The following is a 21,683-nucleotide window of genomic DNA, read 5'->3' as shown; positions in this document are numbered from 1 at the left end:
CGCGCATAGCGCGAATGGGGAGTGGAAGCGCAACGGCAGGGCCCCAGGATTTGCGCAGCAAGCCTTGGGATTCCCGGGCGCAGCCCCGGGATCGCGGCTTGCACCGCTCCTACGGGGTCAGCCCTGCGCGGCCAGCCAGTCGTCGTCGGAACCTTCGGCGACGCCTTCGAACAGGAAGGTCGACAGGTAACGCTCGCCGGTGTCGGGCAGCATCGCCAGGATCACTGCGCCTTCCGGCGCCTTTGCGGCGACCTGCAGTGCGGCGGCCATGGTCGCACCGGCGGAGATGCCGACGAACAGGCCTTCCTCCACGGCCAGCCGACGCGCGGTGTCGCGGGCCAGTACGTCGTCGATCGGCAGGATCTCGTCGGCGATCGTACGGCTGAGCACGTCCGGCAGGAAGTCCGGCGTCCAGCCCTGGATCTTGTGCGGCTGCCACTCCTTGCCCGAGAGCAGCGCGGCGCCGGCCGGCTCGCTGGCGATCACCCTGATGTCCGGGCGGGCCAGCTTCAGCACCTCGCCGGCGCCGGTGATGGTGCCGCCCGTGCCCCAGCCGCTGACGAAGTAGTCGAGCCGCCGGCCGGCGAAGTCGCGCAGGATTTCCGGTCCGGTGGTCTGGCGGTGATAGGCCGGGTTCGCCTCGTTCTCGAACTGCCGCGCGAGGAACCAGCCATGTTTGTCGGCCAGCTCCTTCGCCTTGCGCACCATGCCGGTGCCGCGCTCGGCGGCCGGGGTCAGGATCACCTTCGCGCCGTACGCGCGCATCAGCTTGCGACGCTCGACCGAGAAGGTCTCGGTCATCACCGCGACGAACGGGTAGCCGCGCGCCGCGCACACCATCGCCAGTGCGATGCCGGTATTGCCGCTGGTCGCTTCGACCACGGTCTGGCCGGGCTTGAGCAGGCCCTTCTGCTCGGCGTCGAGAATGATCGCGAGCGCCAGCCGGTCCTTGACCGAGCCGCCGGGATTGAACGACTCGACCTTGGCGTAGAGGTTCACGTGCGTGGGCGCGATGCGGTGCAGCTTGACGATCGGCGTGCCGCCGACGGTGTCGAGGATGCTGTCGTACAGGGCCATGGGGGACTCCGGTGTCGGGATGGGGATGACGTGAAGAGGGACGCGGTCCGGTGCCCTCGTCGGCCACGGTGGGCGGGCCGTGTCTGCGCTCATGCGGCCTGCGGGACCGTCCGCGAACCGGGCGCATCTTCCAGGCGTAGCGGGCGGGGCCCGAACCAGTGTAGAGCCGTCGCCGCGGCCGCGACTTCACCCAGAATCAACAGCGCCGGGGCCTTCACCGCATGCGCGGCGGCGGCCTCGGGCAGTTGCGAAAGGGTGCCGGCGACCACACGCTGCTGCGCACGGGTCCCGTTTTCGATCAGCGCGAACGGGGTGTCGGCAGCGCGGCCATGGGCGACCAGGTTGTCGCGGATACGCTCCAGCCCGGACACGCCCATGTAGAACGCGAGGGTCTGCCGCTCCTGCGCCAGTGCGGGCCAGTCGACCGGGTCGTCGCCGTCGCGGCCGAGCGCGGTCAGGAAACGCACCGACTGGGCATGTTCGCGATGGGTCAGCGGCACGCCGGCATAGGCGGCGCAGGCGATCGCCGCGGTGACGCCCGGTACGACCTCGAAGTCGATGCCGTGCGCATGCAGGATCTCCAGCTCCTCGCCGCCGCGGCCGAACACGAACGGATCGCCGCCCTTCAGGCGCACCACCCGCCTGCCGGCCCGGGCGTGTTCTACCAGCAGCGCATGGATGCGCGCCTGGGTGGCGTGATGATCGCCGCCGACCTGCTTGCCGACCTCGATCAGCTCGGCATCGCGACGCGCCAGCGCCAGTACCTCGCGGCTGACCAGGCGGTCGTGGAGGATCACGTCGGCCTCGTTGAGCGCGCGCAGGCCGCGCAGGGTCAGCAGGCCCGGATCGCCGGGACCTGCCCCGACCAGGGCGACGCTGCCCCGGGGATGCGGTGTCGCATCCTGCTCGAGCGTCCGTTCGAATTCCGCGCGCGCGCCATCGGCGTCGCCGCGACGCAGCAGGCCCGGTACGGGGCCGGACAGCAGGCGCTCGAAGAACGCGCGCCGCGCGCCGATATCCGGCCAACGCCTGCGGATGCGCCGGCGTTGATCGGCCAGCAGCCCGGCCAGTTCGCCGAGGGATTCGTCCAGTTGGGCTTCGAACTTTTCGCGCAGGTGCCGGGCCAGCATCGGCGCGCCGCCGCCGCTCGAGATCGCGACCTGCAGGCGGCCGCGTTCGACCCGCGACGGCACCTGCACGCTCGACAGTTCGGCGTCGTCGACGACATTGGCCCAGACCCGCCGCGCCTCTGCGGCGGTGGCGACGGCGCGATTGATGATCGTGCTGTCGGTGGCGGCGACGACCAGCCATGTGTCGTTGAGCCAGTTCGGATCGAAACGCCCGACAAGGCGCTCGATATCGCCGTCATCGACCAGGCGCGCGATCGCCGGCTCCAGTGCGGGCGCGCCGACGACGACGCGGGCACCTGCATCGCGCAGCGCCTCGATCTTGCGACGGGCGACCGAGCCGCCGCCGACCACCAGGACACGGCGGCCCCGGAGGTCGAGGAACAGCGGGAACAGGGCGGGCGAGGCGGACATGCGACAGCGCTTGATGCGGTTCGGACTGCAGACGCTAGAGCCGCGGCACTGCAAGGGGAAATGAGCAATCGCCCGGCAGCCATGCCGAGCGGTCATAAGGGATGGCGCGGCGGCGCTGGACGCGCCATGGTGCATGGGCTAGCTTTCCGGCAGCACCCTCGGCGGCCGCGCCGCCGAGCCGTGTCGCCACTTTCCGGTCCGCATCGCATCGCTGCCTCGCATGAATGCGTTGGGGCCGGCAGCCGGCATCCCTGCCGGCATCACCGGACCGATCCGCGATGACCCTGACCCAGCTGCGTTACCTCGTTGCCATCGTCGACGCCGGCCTCAACATCACCCTGGCTGCCGAGCGCGTGCACGCGACCCAGCCGGGATTGTCGAAGCAGCTCAAACAACTGGAGGAAGAACTGGGCTTCCAGTTGTTCATGCGCCGCGGCCGCAGCCTGGAGGCGGTGGCGCCGGCCGGCGAACGGGTGATCGCGCACGCGCGCCGGATCCTCGAGGAGGCCGCGAACATCCGCGCCTACGCCGCCAACGAGCGCGGCGAACACGTCGGCCGGCTGGTGCTGGCCACCACCCATACGCAGGCCCGTCACGTGCTGCCGGGGGCGATCGCGAGCATCAGGCGCGCATGGCCGCGCATCAGCGTGCACCTGGAGCCGGTCGCCGACGGCGAAGTGCTCGAACAGCTCGCGCATGGCGCCGCCGATCTGGCGGTGCTCAGCACCGCCGGCCAGGTGCCCGACGGAGGCCTCGCGGTGCCGTTGTTCCGCTGGCAGCGGAAGGTGATCGTGCCCCGAACGCACCCGCTGGCCGGCATCGGCCGCGCACCGACCCTGATCGAACTGTCGCGGTATCCGCTGGTCAGCTACGAGTCGTCGATCCGTCCGGAGTCGTCGTTGCGCCGCGCGTTCGCCGGCGAGGGGGTCGAGCCGCAGATGGCGATGACCGCCCGCGATGCGGACCTGATCAAGACCTATGTGCGCGCCGGCATGGGCGTCGGCCTGCTGGCGGAGATGGCGCTGGGCACTCAGGAGGAAGATCTGGTCGTGCTGCCGGCGCCAGCGGCGATTCCCGAGTGCATCGCATGGGCGGTGCTGCCGCGCTCGCGGGTCTCGCGCGACTATGCGCTGGAACTGATACACGCGATCGCGCCACAGGTCGACCGCCACGACGTGCGGCGCGTGCTCGAAGGCAATGCCGAGGCCGACTGGCCGCTGCCGCCGGGCTGGATCGAGCTGACCCAGACGCTGACGCTGTAGGCGGGCCGCGGAGCGGGTCTACGCAGGAGCGGCGTGGGCGGCGATGAAGCTTCGCTTGCAGCGCCCGATCGCGGCTTGCGCCGCTCCTGCGTGGACAGTTCCCGGGAGCGAAATCAAGGGCGGGCCGCGGATCAGGCGGATGAGTATGGACAAGCCGCTCGACATGGATTCCGGTCCATGTCCATCCGCGTGATCCGCGACCGAAGTCGTTTTGCGGATACGGCTACGGCGGACGATCAGGCCGCCTGGTCGGACGGCATGTCGTCCTCGACGTCGAAATGCAGGCCGCACTCGCGCTTCAGGCCGAAGAAACGGGTGTCCTCCTCGCGCATGCCCGGCTCCAGCCGGCGGGTCGTGTGGACGTCGCCGATCGACACATAGCCCTGGTGCCACAGCGGGTGGTAGGGCAGGTCGTGCTGGTTGAGGTACTGCCAGACGTCGCGGTCGCTCCAGTCGGCCAGTGGGTGCAACTTCCAGCGGCCGTTGCGCAGTTCGAGGAAGTCGATGTTCGCGCGGCTGTCGGACTGGCTGCGACGCAGACCCGCGATCCAGGTACGCACCCCAAGCTCGTCGAGCGCGCGCTGCATCGGTTCCACCTTGTGGATGCGGTTGTAGCGATCGATGCCTTCCACGCCCTTCTCCCACAACCGGCCCAGCCGCGCTTCGGCCCAGGCGTTGCTGACCTGCGGTCGGTAGACATGGAGGTTGAGGTCGAGGCGCTCGCTGAGGCCGTCGATGAAGCGGTAGGTCTCGGGGAACAGGTAGCCGGTGTCGACCAGGATCACCGGGATGCCGGGAGCCTGGCGGGTCACCAGGTGCAGCGACACCGCGGCCTGGGCGCCGAAGCTCGACGACAGCGCATGCTCGCCGGCGGTGTTCTCGAGTGCCCAGGCGACGCGTTCCTCGGCGCTGCGATGGGCCAGCCAGCGGTTGAGCTCGGCAAGCGCTTTCGGCGACTCGGCGGCGGTGATCGGATCAGGCGGCGCGCCGACGGGAGGCCTGCCGCTCGGGAGCATGCTCATGGGGTCACCTCGTAATGCGAGGGGTGTGTATGGCTGACGACGGCGCTTCGCACGAGGAAATCGCCGAAGCCTTCGTCGCCCCGGCGCTCGCCGGCATAGCGTGCGAACAGGACGTCGAGCTCGGCGAGGATCGCGGCCTCGTCGATGTTCTCGCGATGCAGCGTGTTGAGCCGCTGGCCGCGGTGGTCGGCGCCGAGCATCAGGTTGTAGCGGCCGGGTGCCTTGCCGACCAGGGCGATCTCGCCGAGGTACGGACGCGAGCAGCCGTTGGGGCAGCCACTGATGCGCAGGTTGATCGCAGCGTCCCCGAGTCCGTGCTTCCTGAGCAGCTCATCCACGCTGGCGGTGAGTGCGGGCAGGTAGCGTTCGGCCTCCGCCATCGCCAGGCCGCAGGTCGGCAGCGCGACGCAGGCGATCGCATCGCGGCGCAGTGGGCTCGCATTGCGGTGGGCGTCGAGCGCGTACACCGCGACCAGGGCGTCGATCGCCTGCTTCCGCGAGACCGGCACCCCGGCGATGACCAGGTTCTGGTTCGCGGTCATCCGGAACTCGACGCCTTCGTCGGCGGCATCGAGAATGCGGGCAATCTCGCGCAGTCCGCTGAGATGGCGGACGCCATCGCCGTCGACGATTCGGCCCGCGGGCAGGGCCAGGGTCAGGTGCCAGCGCCCGTCCTCGCCCTCGATCCAGCCGAAGCGGTCGTTGTTGTGCTCGAACGTCCATGGTCGTGCCGGCTCGAACACGATCTCCGCGCGCTTCTCGACCTCGGCCTTGAACGCGTCCAGGCCACGGTCGTCGATCGTGTATTTCAGCCGCGCGCGCTTGCGCATTTCGCGATTGCCCCAGTCGCGCTGCGTGGTGACCACGGCCGTCGCCACGACCTTGAGCGCGTCGACGGGAATGAAGCCGATCACGTTGCCCAGCCGCGGGTAGGTCTCCGCGTCGCCGTGGGTGGCGCCCATGCCGCCGCCGACGACGACGTTGTAGCCGGCGATCTGCGCGTCCCCCGCCGGGCCGTGCTCGATGACGGCAATGAAGCCCAGGTCCTGGGCGAACACGTCGACGTCGTTGTAGGGCGGAATCGCGAACCCGATCTTGAACTTGCGCGGCAGGTAGGTCTCGCCGTAGATCGGCTCGCCGACCTCCGGGCTGCCGGCCACCTGTTCCTCGTCGAGCCAGATCTCGTAGTAGGCACGGGTGTTCGGCAGCAGGTGTGCGGAGACTTCGGCGGCGTGCGCGTAGACCGCCGCATGGGCCGCCGACTGCCGCGGGTTCGCCGATACCGCGATGTTGCGATTGACATCGCCGCACGCGGCAAGGGTGTCGACCAGGGCGGCGTTGATCGCCTTCATCGTCGCCTTCAGCTCGGTCTTGATCACGCCATGGAACTGGAACGCCTGGCGCGTGGTGATGCGCAGGCCGCGTTCGGCATAGGTGGTGGCGATTTCGTCGAGCTTCAGCCATTGCGCGGGCGTGACCACGCCGCCGGGAGTGCGCGTGCGGATCATGAAGCTGTAGGCCGGCTCCAGCTTCGCCACACGGCGTGCCTCGCGTACGTCGCGGTCGTCCTGCTGGTAGCTGCCGTGGTACTTGATCAGGGTCTGGTCGTCCTCGCGCAGCGAACCGGTCAGCGGATCGGCCAGGCTTTCCAGCAGGCTGCCGCGCAGGCCGGCGCTGGCGCGCTTGATGTCCTCGACGGAATGAGTGCTCATCTCAGTAGACATCCCGGGCGTAGCGGCCCTGTTGCTGGAGCCTGCCCAGGTAATCCTCGGCGTCCTCGCGTGACTGGCCCCCATGCGTGGCGATCACGTCGAGCAGGGCCGCGTGCACGTCCTTGCCCATCGCGATCGCGCCGCAGACGTAGAAGTGCGCGCCGTTCTCCAGCCAGTCGTAGATCGCGCGGCCTTGTTCGCGGAGGCGTCGCTGGACGTAGATTTTTCGATGCGAGTCCCCTGCAACGCCCTGCGCATCCACGTGCGGACTTTTCTCTTTGTCGCGCGAGAACGCGAGGTCGAGGCGATGCAGCCGACCATCGCGGATCGCGCGCTGCCACTCGAGCTGGTACAGGAAATCGGTACGGAAATGCGGGTTGCCGAAGAACAGCCAGTTGCGCCCGCCCGCTGCCGTCTCGGTGCGCTCCTGGACGAAGGCGCGGAACGGTGCGACGCCGGTGCCCGGACCGACCATGATGATGTCGCGGTCCGGGTCGGCCGGCAGCCGGAAGCGCTCGTTGGGTTCGATGTAGACCGGCAGGCGCGCCCCTTCGCCGGCGCGGGCGAGGAAATTCGACGCGGTGCCCCAGCGGGTGCGTCCATCGAAGTCGTACTCGACATGGGCCACGGTCAGGTGCACCTCGTCGCCCACGTGCTTCTGGCTGGAGGCGATCGAGTACAGCCGCGGCGCCATCGGCCGCAGCGCGGCGACCAGGCCGGCCGCGTCCCAGCCGGCGGGGTGGCGCCGCAGCAGGTCGATCACCTGCAGTTCGTCGAACAGCCGGGCCAGGTCCGCGCGGCGATCGGGCTGCAGCATGGCCTGCAGCCCGGCGTCGCCGCAGCGTTCGGCATGCGCGGCCAGGAACGGTCGCGACAACCGCGTCAGCTCGCGCCGGCCGTCCAGCCAATCACGCAGCGGACGCTCCTCGCCGGAGGCAGCCACCGCGGTGTCGCCATCGAGCTTCAGGGTCGCGAGCACCTCGTCGATCAGCGCCGGCGGATTCCGTGGCCAGACGCCGAGCGCATCTCCGGGCTGGTAGTGCAGACCGGAGCCTTCCAGCGACAGTTCGAAATGGCGCACGTCGCGGCCACGCGGCGAGCGCAATCCGCTGGACGCCGACAGCGGATGCGAGGCCAGCAGTTCCGCCTGGAACGGCCGATCGCGGTCATGCGCCGGCCCGCTTTGCAAAGGGCGCAGCGGAGTGACGGTGGCGCTGTGTGCGGGCGCGGCGCCCCGGGCCATGGCCCGGGCTTCGTCGACCGCGCGTTCCAGCCACGGCGTCGCGACGCTGTCGATATCGAGGTCGGCCTCGCCGCGTTCGAACAGCCGGGTGGCGCCGAGTTCGGCCAGCCGCTCGTCCAGTACCCGGCCCATTTCGCAGAACTGCGGATAACTGGAATCTCCGAGACCGAGCACGGCGTACCGGAGCTGGGGCAGCTTCGGCGCGCGGCGGCCGCGGATGAATTCGACCAGCGCGATCGAATCGTCCGGCGGATCGCCCTCGCCCTGGGTGCTGATGACGATGTAGAGCTGTTTCTCGTCTTTCAGCTCGCGGGTCGGGTAGGCGTCTGCGCGCAGCAGGCGCACCACCGCGCCCGCGGCCTCGGCCTGGGCGGCGAGCTTCTCGGCCACGCGCCGGGCGTTGCCGGTCTGGCTGCCGTAGACGATCGTCAGGGGCGACGCGGGAGTGGCGTCGGCGGCCGGCAGGACGGCCGTGGTGGCCAGAGAGGTCGCCATCCGTGCCGCTGGCGCCTGGGCGCGGGCCAGTCCGGCGGCATAGCCGGATATCCACCACAGGCCAGCGCCGTCGAGGCCGTCGGTCAGGCGGGTCAACAGTCCGGACTGCTCGTCGGTCAGCGGAGCGGGGGCGGGGGAGGCGGGCATCGCTACGTTCTCGGAACCACGGTTTCGTGGCATCGAGACTAGGCAGCGATCCGCGCCGGCGGAAAGGATCGCTGGTTATGCGGTTATGCCGTTCCTGAACTTGCGGCATGGAATGCCCCTCCGGATACTGCCGCGTCGCCGCATTCCGGCCGCCAGGCCCGTGTCCATGGATATCGCTCCCGAGCTGTTCCACTACATCGCCATCGGCGTCGCCGCGCAGTTGATCGATGGCGCGCTGGGCATGGCCTACGGGGTGACGGCGTCGAGCCTGCTGCTGGGGCTGGGGGTGCCGCCGGCGGTCGCCAGCGCGACGGTGCACACCGCCGAATGCTTCACCACCGGCGCGTCGGCGGCCTCCCACCACGCATTCGGCAACATCGACAAGCGCCTGTTCAGGAAGCTGTTGCTGCCTGCCGTGCTGGGCGCGGGCGCCGGTGCCTACCTGCTCGCCAGCATCTCCGGCGAAGCGATCCGGCCCTGGGTCGCGGTCTACCTGCTGCTGATGGGCGTGGTCATCGTGATCAAGGCGTTCCGGGCCTTCCCGTCGCGCGAGGTCACCCGCCATGTCGGTCCGCTGGGATTTTTCGGAGCGCTGATCGACGCGATGGGCGGGGGCGGCTGGGGACCGATCGTCGCCAGCAACCTGCTCGCCCGCGGCAGTGCGTTCAGGCTGACCGTCGGAACCGTGAACGCAGTCGAATTCTTCGTCACCCTGACCGCCTCGCTGGTGTTCCTGTTCACCCTTGGCATCAGCCATTGGCAGGTGATCCTCGGCCTGGCGATCGGAGGCGTGATCGCCGCGCCATTCGGCGCCTGGCTCGTCAGGCGGATCAATCCACGGCCGATGCTGGTCGTGGTCGGGCTGGTGGTGATCGGCCTGAGCGTCCGGACCCTTCTGAAGCACCACGGCCTGATATAGGTCAGAATTACCGGTTCCACATGGCTCCCGACCCGAGCCGGGACCCCGAGAGAATCCAAGCCTCCTGATGTCCAGTATTCCCGCCAAGACACTGTCCCACCTCGACCGGCTCGAAGCCGAGAGCATCCACATCCTTCGCGAGGTCGCCGCCGGGTTCCAGAACCCGGTGATGCTGTATTCCGTCGGCAAGGACAGCTCGGTGCTGCTGCACCTGCTGGTCAAGGCGTTCGCCCCGGCGCGTCCGCCGATCCCGCTGCTGCATGTCGACACCGGCTGGAAGTTCCGCGAGATGATCGCGTTCCGCGACCGCCGCGCCAGCGAGACCGGCGTCGAACTGCGCACCCACACCAACCCCGACGGCGTGGCCCAGGGCATCGGTCCGTTTTCCCACGGCGCCACTGTCCACACCGACGTGATGAAGACCCAGGCGTTGAAGCAGGCGCTGGACAAGTGGGGCTTCGACGCCGCGATCGGCGGCGCCCGCCGCGACGAGGAGAAGTCGCGCGCGAAGGAGCGCATCTTCAGCTTCCGCAGCGCGCAGCACCGCTGGGACCCGAAGGCGCAGCGCCCCGAGTTGTGGGACGCCTACAACACCCGCGTCAACAAGGGCGAGAGCGTACGCGTGTTCCCGCTGTCGAACTGGACCGAGCTGGACGTCTGGCTCTACATCTACCGCGAGAAGATTCCGGTGCCGGAACTGTATTTCGCCGCCGAGCGGCCGGTGGTCGAGCGCGATGGCGCGCTGATCATGGTCGATGACGAGCGCATGCCGCTGGTCGACGGCGAAACGCCGCGGATGCGGCGCGTGCGCTTCCGCACGCTGGGCTGCTATCCGCTGACCGGTGCGATCGATTCCGACGCCGACACCCTGGAGAAGATCATCGCCGAGATGCTGGTGGCCACCACCTCCGAACGCCAGGGGCGGGTGATCGACCACGATCCGACGGCGTCGATGGAGAAGAAGAAGCAGGAGGGGTATTTCTGATGGATGCTTCCACCGGCATCGCCAACCTGGAGGCCGAGGCCGCGGTCGCGGCCTACCTGGAGCAGCACGAGACCAAGGGGCTGCTGCGTTTCATCACCTGCGGCAGCGTCGACGACGGCAAGAGCACCCTGATCGGACGGCTGCTGCACGACACAAAGCGCCTGTTCGATGATCAGCTCGCAGCGCTGGAGTCGGACAGCCGTCGCCATGGCACCCAGAACGGCGAGATCGACTATGCGCTGCTGGTCGACGGTCTCTCCGCCGAACGCGAACAGGGCATCACCATCGATGTCGCCTACCGTTTCTTCAGCACCGACAAGCGCAAGTTCATCGTCGCCGACTGTCCGGGCCACGAGCAGTACACCCGCAACATGGCGACCGGCGCCTCGACCGCGGACGTGGCGGTGGTGCTGGTCGACGCGCGCAAGGGCCTGCTGACCCAGACCCGCCGGCACAGCTACATCGTTTCGCTGCTGGGCATCCGCCACGTCCTGCTGGCGGTCAACAAGATGGACCTGGTCGGCTACGACCAGGCGGTCTTCGACACCATCGTCGCCGGCTACCGCGAGCTGGCCGCGCAGCTGGGCATCGATCACGTGCAGGCGGTGCCGCTGTCGGCGCTGAAGGGCGACAACCTGATCGAACGTTCCGCCGCGACGTCTTGGTACGACGGCCCGAGCGTGCTGGAGTACCTGGAGACGGTGGAGCCGAGCCGCGACGAAGCCGGCCTGGGCTTCCGCCTGCCGGTGCAATGGGTCAACCGTCCGAACCAGGATTTCCGCGGCTTCGCCGGCACCATCGTGGCCGGCTCGGTGAAGCCCGGCGATGCCGTCGTCGCGCTGCCGTCGGGACGGCGTTCGCAGGTCGCGCGCATCGTCGTCGCCAATGGCGACCTCGAGCGGGCGGCCGCAGGCCAGGCGGTGACCCTGACCCTGACCGACGAGCTCGACATCAGCCGCGGCGACGTGATCGCCGGCGCCGGCCAGCCGCCGGAGCTGTCCGACCAGTTCGCCGCGCACCTGCTGTGGATGGGCGAACAGCCACTGCTGCCGGGACGTCCGTACTGGCTGAAGATCGGCACCCGCACCGTCGGCGCGACGGTGACCGAGATCAAGCACAAGGTCGACGTCAACACCCAGGACAAGCTCGCCGCCAAGCATCTGGAACTGAACGAGGTTGCGTTGTGCAACCTGCACCTCGATCAGCCGATTCCGTTCGAGGCCTACCGCGACAACCGCGCGCTCGGCGGCTTCATCCTGATCGACCGCCTGAGCAATGCGACGGCGGCGGCCGGTACGCTGGAATTCGCGTTGCGCCGCGCCGGCAACATCCACTGGCAGCACGTCGATGTCGACAAGGCCGCGCGTTCGACCAGCAAGGGGCAGGTCGCACGATGCGTGTGGTTCACCGGCCTGTCCGGCTCGGGCAAGTCGACGATCGCCAACCTGGTCGACAAGCGCCTGCACGCGATGGGGCGGCATGCCTTCGTGCTCGACGGCGACAACGTCCGCCATGGCCTCAACAAGGACCTGGGCTTCACCGACGAGGACCGGGTCGAGAACATCCGCCGCGTCGCCGAGGTCGCCAGGCTGATGACCGAGGCCGGCCTGATCGTGCTGGTCAGCTTCATCTCGCCGTTCCGTGCCGAGCGGCGGATGGCGCGCGAACTGTTCGGCGACGGCGAGTTCATCGAGGCGTTCGTCGACACGCCGCTTGACGTCGCCGAGCAGCGCGACATCAAGGGGCTCTATGCCAAGGCGCGCGCGGGCAAGATCCCGAATTTCACCGGTATCGATTCGCCGTACGAGCCGCCGGAAACTGCGGAGCTGGTCCTGGACACCGTCGCCGAGAGCGCCGAGGCGCTGGCCGAACGGGTGATCCGGCGACTGCTGGACTGACGCGCCTTCCCGGGCCCGGGCAGCGGGTTCCGGGAAGCCCGATTTCAGAACGAGAAGGGCCGGATCGTCCGGTTCGGCCCTTTGTTCCGTGTGCCGTTTCCCGCCCGTCGCTCGATCAGCAGCAACCGTGATCGCCGTGACGATCGCCGCTGTCGGGCGCGACCGCGGCGCCGCTGGTCTCGCCACGCAGGCTGGCGAGGTGGTGTTCGGCGATGACCCGGGCCACGCAGGCGGTGACCTTCTTGCCCATCGGGATGTGCAGGAACTCGTTCGGTCCATGCGCATTGCTGTGCGGGCCGAGCACGCCGGTGATCATGAACTGCGCACCCGGGAATTTCTCGCCGAGCATGCCCATGAACGGAATCGAGCCGCCTTCGCCCATGTACATCGCCGGCGCGTCGTAGAACTCGCGGCTGGCGGTGTCGATCGCCCTTTCCAGCCAAGGCGACATCGCCGGCGCATTCCAGCCGGCCGACGCCTTTTCCAGCTCCAGCGACACCTTCGCCCCGTTCGGTGGATCGCGCAGCAGCGTCTCGCCCAGCAACTCGCCCGCCTTGCGGCCGTTGAGCGTCGGCGGTAGCCGCAACGAGAGCTTGACGGCGGTGTGCGGACGCAGCACGTTGCCAGCCGAATCCAGCGACGGAATGCCGCCGGCGCCGGTCACCGACAGCGCCGGGCGCCAGGTGCGGTTGAGTACCAGTTCGGCGAGATCGTCGTTCATCGGCACCAGGCCGTCGACCAGCGGGAACTTGTCGTAGACCGCGGTGCCGAGCACCTTCGCGGCCTGCTTCGCCTGTTCGACGCGCTCGGCCGGGATCTCGACGTGCAGGCCATCGAGGACGATGCGGCCGGTCTTCTCGTCCTCGATCCGCGACAGCAACTGGCGCAGCAGGCGGAAACTCGACGGCACGATGCCGGAGGCGTCGCCCGAATGCACGCCTTCGTCGAGCACCTTCACCGTCAGGTTGCCGCCGGCCAGGCCGCGCAGCGACGTCGTGCACCACAACTGCTCGTAGTTGCCGCACCCCGAATCCAGGCACACCACCAGCGACGGTTTGCCGATCCGGTCGGCCAGATGGTCGACGTAGGCGGGCAGATCGTAGCTCCCCGACTCCTCGCAGGCCTCGATGATCACCACGCAGCGCGCATGTGGAAGCTTCTGCTCCTGCAACGCCTTGATCGCGGTCAGCGAGCCGAAGATCGCGTAACCGTCGTCGGCGCCGCCACGGCCATACAGGCGGTCGCCGCGCAGCACCGGCTTCCACGGGCCGAGATCGTCGTCCCAGCCGGTCATCTCCGGCTGCTTGTCGAGGTGGCCGTACAGCAGCACGCAATCCTCGTCGCTGCCGCCGTTCGCGGCCGGGATGTCGATGTAGATCAGCGGCGTGCGGCCTTCCAGCCGGACCACCTCCAGCCGCATGCCGGGAATGCCCTGGGCGCCCGCCCAGGCGGTCATCAGCTTGACCGCGTCCTCCATGTAGCCATGCGCGACCCAGTCGGCATCGAACATCGGCGATTTGTTCGGGATACGGATGTATTCGACGAGCCTGGGAACGATCTCGTCGTCCCATTTGCCATCGACGAAGTTCTCGATGGCGGCGGGATCGATAGCGCTGGCGTCCATTGGAGCACCTCTGAACCGGATGAACCGCCATTTTAGCGCCAGCGGCGAATCCGTCCCCGCGGCCGGGCAGCGAGCTGGCGGCGGTGGCGAGGGCAACCGCGGAGGCCGTCCGGGGGCACGGCCCCCGTCGGCGCCGGTCCTGGCCTAGGAAATTTCCTAGGCCGGATCGGGCGGATTTCCGGCTCCATTCCGGAGGCTCTGCCGATGGGTTGGCCGCGGAGGCTTCGGGAGACTGTTCCTGCCGCCCACCGGCACCAATCGGGACCGGCTCGCGGCAATCAAGGACGTTCCACAACACGCCAACGAGAAAGGACCTCAGATGAAATCCCTGCACCAGATCATGAAATCCGTCGCTCTTGCGCTGCTGCTGGTCGGCAGCGCGCTGACCGCCACCGCGATCGCCGGCGAGAAGGTCGACATCAACACCGCAGATGCCGCCACGCTCGACCGTGTCCTGCTCAACGTCGGGCCGGCCAAGGCCGAAGCGATCGTCGAATACCGCAAGGCCAACGGACCGTTCCGCAGCGTCGAGCAGCTGGCCCTGGTCAGCGGCATCGGCCTGAAGACGGTGGAGAAGAACCGCGACCTGATCGTGGTCGGTTACGCCGCGCCGCGCCGTCCTGCCGCCGCCGCCGCTGGTGCGAGTGCGGGTGCGGGTGCCGCGGCATCGCGACCTGCCCGCCGCTGAAGCACGCGGGGCCGGCATGCGTGGAGGCATCGCCGGCCGAGCCAGGAACGGACCCCTGGCGGAATCGGGGGATGCCCCCGGACATGGAGGTAGGCCGCCCGCAACGGAAGGAGCCGTGGCGGGCGGCTCTGTCGTGGCTGCTCCGCCCTTCTGCCCGCCCGGCCAGGGCAGTTGACGGAGAATGCGCGATCCAGGGAGATCGGCGGATTGGGCGGTGCGAAGCGCTCATCGATAGACTGCGCGGATGGAACACGACGCAAACCCACATCGCGATTCATGGATCGTCCCGTCCCATGCCTGCCTCCGCACGCGCTGGCGCAACGGCCTGGGCTGGACCCGGGAGATAGCGCAAGGACGTCTCCGGTCCGCGGGCGATGAGGCGAGCGATGCGACCCAGGGTTCCACCGCGGACGAGGGGTGGGACTGGCGGCTTTCGGTTGCCGAGATCGATGGGGAAGCGCCCTTCTCGCGGTTCGACGGCGTCGAGCGCGAGCAGATGTTGCTGTCCGGCAACGGTCTGCGGCTGCGGCGAGCCGCAGGTGAGACGGTCCTGCATCCGCCGCACGACCGGCTCCGCTTCACCGGCGAGGAGGTGATGGTCGGCTGTCCCCTCGATGGCCGGGTCGAGGTGGTCAACCTGATGTGGCGCCGCGCACGGGTCGATGCTGCCTCTTGGCACCGGCCGCTGGTCGGTCCGATGGTGATCTTCGTCGAACCCGGCAGTACCTGGCTGATACACCTGATCGGCGGCCAGGGCATGTTCACCGACGGTGCCGGACCGGGTGGGCTCGAGGCCGGCGACACCGCGGTACTAGCGGCCGGCCGGACCCGATTGCGACACGTGCTCGAAGGCGGTGGCGAGGCCTGGGTGATCAGGCTGTGCCGGGCTGAGGCCACGGGCCGGACCGAGTGAGGTCCGAAGAAGACATGCGGGACACCAACGCGACCTGACGTCTCCGCCAGGCACCTGGACGTTTCTCGGGCCCCGATCGTCATGCCGCATCCCGGCGCTGGTGACGAAGGTCTCTGGTTTTGCCGCCATCCGGATGGTGCCGTCGAGATCCAACTGGATTCGGCCACGGGTGACGTGCCGTTCCTCGTGGAGAGTTCCAGTTCCCGTGAGCGGCACAAGGCAGATTACGATCCGGCAAGCCGTTGACCGGGTCGTCGCCGGCCTTTTGCCTTCCGGGCCCGGGGGATCTGAGTTCATTCCGACCGGAGCCGATTCGCGATCGCCCCGGCTCATGTAGTGGCCGGGTCGCCGCGCCGGATACACGAGATGGTTTTCGCAGCGGCAGCCGGCCCGCAGTGACCGCGCTGTTCAGTACACGTCGCGGCGGTAGCGGCCCTCGTCGATCAGATCGTCGACCGCATCGTCGCCGAGGCAGTCGCGCAGCGCCGCGTCCACGCCCGGAGCCATGCCCTGCAGGCTGCCGCAGACATGGATGGCAGCATCGGCGGCTATCCATTCCTGCAGCCGCGTGCGCTGTTCGCGCAGCAGGTCCTGCACATAGACACCCGAGCGGCGCTGCGCCACGGTCTGCCCGCCGCCCTCGTCCGATCTCACGACGTCATCGCGCGAGAACGCCAGGTCGAGACGGGCCAGCCAGCCCAGCGTTTGCCAGCCGAGCAGCTCATCGCCGAAGTGCAGGTCGTGCCGCCGCTGGCGTTCGCCGAACAGCAGCCAGTTGCGCGCGTGTCCGCGCTCGATCCGGGCCCTCAGCAGCGCGCGCAGGCCGGCCACGCCGGTGCCGTTGCCGATCAGGATCAGCGGGCGTTCGTCGTCGTGCAGGTGGAAGGCGCGATTGCCGCGGATGCGCAGGGCTACGGGGGCGCCGATGCGCGCGTGCTCGGTCAGCCAGCCGCTGCCGCTGCCCAGGCGTCCGTCCGGATGACGCATCTGCCGGACCAGCAGGCGCAGGTGGCCTTCGCCCGGGATCGACGCGATCGAGTACTCCCGGTGCGGCAGCGGTTCCAGCGCAGCGGCGATCTGCCGGGCATCCAGGCCTTCCACACCTGTGGGCGCGGGCAGCTTCGCTCCGGCGAGAAGATCGCGCAGCGGTTGCATCACGCCATCGAGCTCCACTCGGGCGGAGCCGTCCACGCCGGCCGTCGCCAGCCATGCGTCGACGTCGGCCTCGGCATGGCGGGGGCCGATCTCGGCGATGTCGCCGGCGCTCCAGTGGAGTCGGGTCGGGTCCTCGGGCTCCAGCCGGATGTCGAACACCGCGCCACCGAGGCTGCCGGGATTCAGGTGACGACGCGCCTGCAGCCGCCATGGCTGGTAGGCCGGACGACTCCAGTCCGGCAGATCGGTCTTTCCGGCGAGCTGTCCCAGATGCTGCTGCCACAGGCGCAGGGCGCCAGCGTCGCCATTGTCGACCTCGATCATGTCGAACAGCGCATGGGCATGGCTGTGGCGTAGCCAGCCGTCGAGGCGATGGCCGAATGCGCAGTAGGCGTCGTATTCGCGGTCGCCCAGCGCGAGCAGTCCATAGCGCAACGTGCCGAGCCCGGCCCGATCGGTGAGCGTGCGGCGAACGAACGGCATGGCCGCATCCGGAGGGTCGCCTTCGCCGGTGGTGCTGACGATGAACAGCGCCTGCCCGGCCGCCGCCAGCGCTGCGGTATCCAGTTTTCCCAGTGGCACCAGCCGCACCCGCTGGCCGGCGCTGCGCAGCGCCGCAGCGGTCAGCATCGCCAGCTGTTCGGCATAGCCGGTCTGGCTGGCATGGGCGACCAGCCAGTCGACGGGAGCGCCGGCGGAGACGGATCCGTCGGCATCGGCCGCGCGCCTGCGCAGCCGGCGCGAAAGAGCCACCGCGCCGGTGAAGCCGGCCCACAGTCCAAGCACGACGCCCGCGAACCACCAGCGGCCCGGACCTGGATCGCGCCATTGCAGCGGTTCCACCTGCCAGCGCATCGCCAGCACGGCCAGCGTCAGCAGGGCGAGCAGGGCCAGCGTATTGCCGACAGGGCCGGGGTCGGGCCGACGCGAGGGAACGGCCGTAGCAGTCATGGCAGCAGGTGGCGTTCGAACGCCGGCGTCGTCCGTCGCTGGAAGCCATCGCCGGCATGGACGAAGAACAGCGCCGCGAGCCCGCGTTCGACCGCATATCGGTAACCCGCCTCGGGACCGAGCACGCTCAGCGCGGTGGCCAGCGCATCGGCCTGCATGCAGGACGGATGCAGCACGGTGACCGACGCCAGCCCGTGGCTCACCGGTCGTCCGTTGCGTGGATCGATGGTATGCGAGAAGCGGCCGTCGGCGGTCTCGAAATAGTGGCGGTAGTCGCCGGAGGTCGCGACCGCCATGTCACCCGGTTCGAGCACGACACCGGATAGCTGCGGCAGGTCGCCGGTCGCCGCGCCATCGCCGCGGTCGTCCGGGGCTGGCTGCTCGATGGCGATGCGCCAGGTTTCGCCGTCGGGCTTGCGGCCGCGGGCGCGCAGTTCGCCGCCGACCTCGACCAGCCAGGCGCTGCTGCCGGTGGCATCCAGATAGGCGGCGACCCGGTCGACGCCGTAGCCTTTCGCGATCGACGACAGATCCAGGTACAGCCCGCCCGGCTGCACGACGGTGCGGGTGCGGCGGTCGAGAACGAGGCGTCGCCAACCGCTGCGGGCCATGACGGCGGCGATCGCCCGGTCGTCGGGCGGCGCATCGCGGGCGCCGTCCGGGCCGAAGCCCCACAGGTTGACCAGCGGGCCGACGGTGGGGTCGTAGGCGCCGCCAGTGTCCGCGGCCAGCGTCAACGCCGCGTCCAACACCTCGAAGAACGCGTCCGGCAGCCCTTGCAGCTCGCCCGCGGGGGCGCGGTTGAAGCGGCTGATGTCCGATGCCGGTTCCCAGGTACTCATCTGCGCGACGACTTCGTCGAGCTGCGCCTGGATGCCCGCGCTCAGACGGTCGGGGTCTGCGTCCGAGGCCACCCGTACCTGCCAGGTCGTGCCCATGGTGCGACCGGACAGGTGGTGCAGGGTCGCCGCCAAGGCCGCCTGCGGGACCAGCAGGATGCCGGTCAGCAGGAAGCCGGCCAGTTGCAGGGAAAACGGACGCATCGGAGGCGGGAAATCCGTGTCGCGGGTTTACAGCGGCAGCACTTCGAAGGTCGCCACGTAGCTCGCGCGGCGTTCGCCGGCCTGCGGCAGCGTGGTCCTGTCGTCGCTGTGGCTGGTCTCCATCCAGTACATCCCGGCGCCCGGCCATGTCACCGAGAACCGGCCTTCGGCGTCGGTGGTCAGCCGGATCTCGTCCTGCTGGTCACGGTAGCGGGTCGCGCCCGGGACGATCTCGACCTCCAGGTCGGCGGCGGGCTGGCCATCGAGCAGCAACTGGAAGGTCGCCGATTCGCCGGCGTAGAGGTCGTTCGGATGGGTGACCGGCACCAGCTCCAGGCCGCTGCCGGTGGGCTCGAACACCGCCTCGTCGGGCTGGCCGACGGTGACGAAGGTCTCGACCCGGCCCAGGCTCTCCGAGGCCTTCACCTCGGTCGCGCCAGCCGGGATGCCGTTGGCGAAATCCTCGGGCCGGCCACGCCAGCGGCGGTTCTCACCGTCGAGCTTGTAGCTGGCGAACATGCCCCGGTTCACCATCGCGATCCGGTATGTGCCCTCCTGCGGCAGCTCGAGATCGAACACGCTGCGCAGCTTGCCGGTGCTGCCATTCTGCGCCTGCAGCGCGCTGCCATCGGGCGCGGTGACCTGCAGCCGCTCCAGCGGCAATGGCACGTGATTGAAGTAGAACAGGTCGTTGGACACCGCCGCATCGACGGTCATCCACGCGCCCTTTTCCGAGAACACCGTCTGCGAAGGTTGCAGCCAGGCCTTGTGGGCGAGCGCGGCGGGGGCGGTGACGAGGACGAGCGCGGCGGCGAGGGTCGCGGCAAGATGGGCGCTGCGGAGTTTCATCGGTGGCTCCTGGTTCGGTCGGTGTGGTCCGGTCCGTGGTCCGGATGGGATCTCGGTGATCGGTTTGCGGCCGTGCGCGGCCGTGCTCAGGGCTTGAGCGACAGCCGGACCATGCCCAGTTCGCTCGAGCCGCGCGCCTGCTGCTGCGAAGTGCGCGTCGCCGGCCAGCTGAAGGGGATGCTGACGACCTCGCGACCGCCGACTTCGCGCGCGGCCTCGACCACCAGCGTGTAGTTGCCGGGCGCGAGGTCGGCCAGAGGCTGCCGCGCGCCGTCGAAGCTCAGTCGGTGCTGGCCGGCCGGGCGGGTCGCGCCGCTGACGCCGTCGACCGGCATCTGCAGCGTGCGACCGCTGCGCCGCCACCACTGGCGCATGTCCTTCAGCCACTTGGTGCCCTCGTTGTCGCGCATGCCGACGTCGTACCAGACCGCCAGGTTGGCGGCGACGCTGTTGTCGGCGCGCTCGATCCAGATCGCCACATAGGGGCGGTGGTACTCGGCGACGTTGAGCCGCGGCACCTCGACGGTGATGTCCATGTCGGCGGCGGCCGCCGCCAATGGCGAGAGCAGGGCGATCGTCAGAGCGAGTCGGGGCAACATCATCGTGGACTCCAGTTGAGGACGCCGACGGCATCGCCGGCCGTCCGTAAGGGGTGTGTCAATGCATGAAAAGGATGACGAGCACGAGCGGTACCGCGAGGCCGGCGGCGACCAATGGCCAGGTCGCGCCACGCTGACGCGCGTGCAGCTGCAGCAGCCACAGTCCGCTCAACGCGAACAGCAGGCAGGCCAGCGCGAAGACGTCGATGAACCAGCGCCAGACAGCGCCGGTGTTGCGGCCCTTGTGCAGGTCGTTGAGCCACGCGATGACGCCGCGTGTGGTCAGTTCGTACTCGACCCCGCCGCTGTCGCGGTCGATCGCCAGCCAGGCGTCTCCACCGGGGCGCGGCAGCGAGACGTAGACCTCGCCGTCCGACCATTCGGCCGCGCGTCCGTCGATGCGGATGCCGAGCTCCTCGTCGAGCCAGCGACGCACGCCGTTGGGCAGCGGGGCATCGGCCGCCGTCTCGTCCTGCAGGGTCTTCAGCACGCTGGCCGGCAGGGTGCCGTTGCGGCTGGACACGCTGGGCTCGGCTTCGATCTGGGCGGCATGGTTGAGGGTGATGCCGGTGACGGTGAACAGCAACAGCACGACCAGGCTGACCGCGGCACTGATCCAGTGCCACTGGTGCAGCGTGCGCAGCCAATAGCTGCGGCGCTGCTGGGCGGCGGCCAGGTCGGCATGGGTCGGGTTGCTCAAGCGGGGCGGTCCGGAGGATGCGGGCGACGGCCCGGCATTACATCAGAAATGAGAATGACTCGCAATTCGAGCCGGGTGACAGCCGCTGCTGCCGTTCGCGATTACAGTTCGCTCCAGCGTCGCAGCAGGTTGTGGTAGACGCCTGTGAGCCTGGGCAGGGCACCATGATCGGGCACGTCGCGGCTCAGCTGGCGGATCGCGATATCGAGCTCGAACATCAGCCGACGCTGGGCATCCTCGCGGAGCATGCTCTGGATCCAGAAGAAGGAGGCGACCCGCGCGCCGCGGGTGACGGGATTGACGCGGTGCAGACTGGTCCCCGGATACAGCACCAGATGCCCCGCCGGCAGCTTGACCTGCTGCACGCCGTAGGTGTCCTCGATGACCAGCTCGCCGCCGTCGTACTCCTCCGGGTCGGCAAGAAACAAGGTAGCGGATAGGTCGGTGCGGATCGCCGAGGCTTCGTCCCGGCTGCGGTCGTAGCGCACCGCGTTGTCGACGTGATAGCCGAACGACTGCCCGCCGGCGTAGCGATTGAACAGCGGAGGATAGATGCGATGCGGCAGTGCGGCCGAGAAGAAAGTGCTGTTCTTGCCCAGGGCATCGAGAATCAACGCGCCCAGTTCGCGTGCGATCGGCGAGTCCTCCAGCAACTGGGCGTTGTCCTTTGCTCGCGCGGATTGATGGCCTGCGGTGAGCCGACCGTCGGCCCAGTCGCCGTCCCGCTCGGCCTGGTCGAGCCGATCGCGGCAGTGCCGGACCTGGTCGGAAGTCAGGATGTCGGGGATCGGAAGCAGCATGGGATGTATCCAAGTGCGGTTGCCGGCAGCCCCGCCCATTGTGCATGGGCGGGACGGGTA

General features: G+C 69.2%; 18 protein-coding genes. 6 read left to right on the top strand and 12 right to left on the bottom strand.

The window, feature by feature from the left end; translation table 11 throughout:
- Positions 1 to 117: 117 nt before the first annotated feature.
- Positions 118 to 1,077 carry a cysteine synthase A gene (cysK, locus tag L3V18_RS11745; RefSeq protein WP_237055081.1) on the bottom strand — a complete coding sequence of 320 codons (960 nt, stop codon included), beginning with the start codon at positions 1,075 to 1,077 and terminating at the stop codon, positions 118 to 120.
- 89 nt (positions 1,078 to 1,166) lie between these two features.
- A complete protein-coding gene (gene cysG / locus L3V18_RS11740) occupies positions 1,167 to 2,618 on the bottom strand; it encodes a siroheme synthase CysG (protein ID WP_237055079.1) in 1,452 nt (483 codons plus the stop codon).
- A gap of 278 nt (positions 2,619 to 2,896) precedes the next feature.
- On the opposite strand from cysG, the gene L3V18_RS11735 reads away from it, so the two are divergent.
- Positions 2,897 to 3,880 (top strand): LysR family transcriptional regulator, encoded by a 984-nt coding sequence (locus tag L3V18_RS11735; protein WP_237055077.1) that lies wholly within the window; start codon positions 2,897 to 2,899, stop codon positions 3,878 to 3,880.
- 236 nt (positions 3,881 to 4,116) lie between these two features.
- Here the strand turns inward: L3V18_RS11735 and L3V18_RS11730 are convergent, their stop codons facing one another.
- The 3 genes from L3V18_RS11730 to L3V18_RS11720 are packed head-to-tail and all read right to left on the bottom strand — an operon-like array spanning position 4,117 to position 8,499.
- Positions 4,117 to 4,902 carry a phosphoadenylyl-sulfate reductase gene (locus L3V18_RS11730; protein ID WP_425493517.1) on the bottom strand — a complete coding sequence of 262 codons (786 nt, stop codon included), beginning with the start codon at positions 4,900 to 4,902 and terminating at the stop codon, positions 4,117 to 4,119.
- A complete protein-coding gene (gene cysI, locus L3V18_RS11725; RefSeq protein ID WP_237055075.1) occupies positions 4,899 to 6,614 on the bottom strand; it encodes an assimilatory sulfite reductase (NADPH) hemoprotein subunit in 1,716 nt (571 codons plus the stop codon). Before cysI ends, L3V18_RS11730 begins: the two co-directional genes overlap by 4 nt.
- Position 6,615: 1 nt before the next feature.
- Positions 6,616 to 8,499, bottom strand: coding sequence for an assimilatory sulfite reductase (NADPH) flavoprotein subunit (locus L3V18_RS11720; RefSeq protein ID WP_237055073.1), 1,884 nt, complete (start codon positions 8,497 to 8,499; stop codon positions 6,616 to 6,618).
- A 166-nt stretch (positions 8,500 to 8,665) separates the two neighbouring features.
- Here L3V18_RS11720 and L3V18_RS11715 point away from each other — a divergent pair, with 166 nt between their 5' ends.
- The 3 genes from L3V18_RS11715 (at position 8,666) to cysN (ending at position 12,301) form a co-directional block, all read left to right on the top strand.
- Positions 8,666 to 9,418: a sulfite exporter TauE/SafE family protein gene (locus tag L3V18_RS11715; protein WP_237055071.1), complete on the top strand. Its 753-nt coding sequence runs from the start codon at positions 8,666 to 8,668 to the stop codon at positions 9,416 to 9,418.
- Between the two features lie 67 nt (positions 9,419 to 9,485).
- Positions 9,486 to 10,403, top strand: a complete 918-nt coding sequence (gene cysD / locus L3V18_RS11710; protein WP_237055069.1) for a sulfate adenylyltransferase subunit CysD — start codon at positions 9,486 to 9,488, stop codon at positions 10,401 to 10,403.
- Positions 10,403 to 12,301, top strand: a complete 1,899-nt coding sequence (gene cysN, locus L3V18_RS11705; RefSeq protein ID WP_237055068.1) for a sulfate adenylyltransferase subunit CysN — start codon at positions 10,403 to 10,405, stop codon at positions 12,299 to 12,301. Before cysD ends, cysN begins: the two co-directional genes overlap by 1 nt.
- A gap of 115 nt (positions 12,302 to 12,416) precedes the next feature.
- Here the strand turns inward: cysN and L3V18_RS11700 are convergent, their stop codons facing one another.
- Entirely contained in the window at positions 12,417 to 13,910 is a 1,494-nt protein-coding gene (locus L3V18_RS11700) for a M20 family metallopeptidase (protein ID WP_237055315.1), read from the bottom strand.
- 334 nt (positions 13,911 to 14,244) lie between these two features.
- On the opposite strand from L3V18_RS11700, the gene L3V18_RS11695 reads away from it, so the two are divergent.
- Positions 14,245 to 14,613 (top strand): ComEA family DNA-binding protein, encoded by a 369-nt coding sequence (locus L3V18_RS11695; RefSeq protein ID WP_237055066.1) that lies wholly within the window; start codon positions 14,245 to 14,247, stop codon positions 14,611 to 14,613.
- A 244-nt stretch (positions 14,614 to 14,857) separates the two neighbouring features.
- Positions 14,858 to 15,526, top strand: a complete 669-nt coding sequence (locus L3V18_RS11690; RefSeq protein ID WP_237055064.1) for a HutD/Ves family protein — start codon at positions 14,858 to 14,860, stop codon at positions 15,524 to 15,526.
- Positions 15,527 to 15,934: 408 nt separating this feature from the next.
- On the opposite strand, the gene L3V18_RS11685 is transcribed toward L3V18_RS11690, so the two are convergent.
- The 6 genes from L3V18_RS11685 to L3V18_RS11660 all read right to left on the bottom strand — a co-directional run bounded on the left by L3V18_RS11685 (position 15,935) and on the right by L3V18_RS11660 (position 21,623).
- Entirely contained in the window at positions 15,935 to 17,632 is a 1,698-nt protein-coding gene (locus L3V18_RS11685) for a sulfite reductase subunit alpha (RefSeq protein WP_237055062.1), read from the bottom strand.
- The gene (locus L3V18_RS11680; RefSeq protein ID WP_237055060.1) at positions 17,629 to 18,675 is read right to left on the bottom strand and encodes an FAD:protein FMN transferase; all 1,047 of its coding nucleotides are present in this window, start codon (positions 18,673 to 18,675) and stop codon (positions 17,629 to 17,631) included. The genes L3V18_RS11685 and L3V18_RS11680 overlap by 4 nt, the downstream gene beginning before the upstream one ends.
- Positions 18,676 to 18,702: 27 nt before the next feature.
- Positions 18,703 to 19,524 carry a DUF4198 domain-containing protein gene (locus L3V18_RS11675; protein ID WP_237055059.1) on the bottom strand — a complete coding sequence of 274 codons (822 nt, stop codon included), beginning with the start codon at positions 19,522 to 19,524 and terminating at the stop codon, positions 18,703 to 18,705.
- 86 nt (positions 19,525 to 19,610) lie between these two features.
- Positions 19,611 to 20,123: a DUF2271 domain-containing protein gene (locus L3V18_RS11670; protein ID WP_237055313.1), complete on the bottom strand. Its 513-nt coding sequence runs from the start codon at positions 20,121 to 20,123 to the stop codon at positions 19,611 to 19,613.
- A gap of 58 nt (positions 20,124 to 20,181) precedes the next feature.
- Positions 20,182 to 20,823 (bottom strand): PepSY-associated TM helix domain-containing protein, encoded by a 642-nt coding sequence (locus L3V18_RS11665; RefSeq protein WP_237055057.1) that lies wholly within the window; start codon positions 20,821 to 20,823, stop codon positions 20,182 to 20,184.
- 101 nt (positions 20,824 to 20,924) lie between these two features.
- Entirely contained in the window at positions 20,925 to 21,623 is a 699-nt protein-coding gene (locus L3V18_RS11660; protein WP_237055056.1) for a Fe2+-dependent dioxygenase, read from the bottom strand.
- Positions 21,624 to 21,683 lie beyond the last annotated feature (60 nt).

Source organism: Marilutibacter chinensis (assembly GCF_021725675.1).
GTDB lineage: Bacteria > Pseudomonadota > Gammaproteobacteria > Xanthomonadales > Xanthomonadaceae > Marilutibacter > Marilutibacter chinensis.
This window is presented reverse-complemented; position numbering and strand designations above follow the sequence as displayed.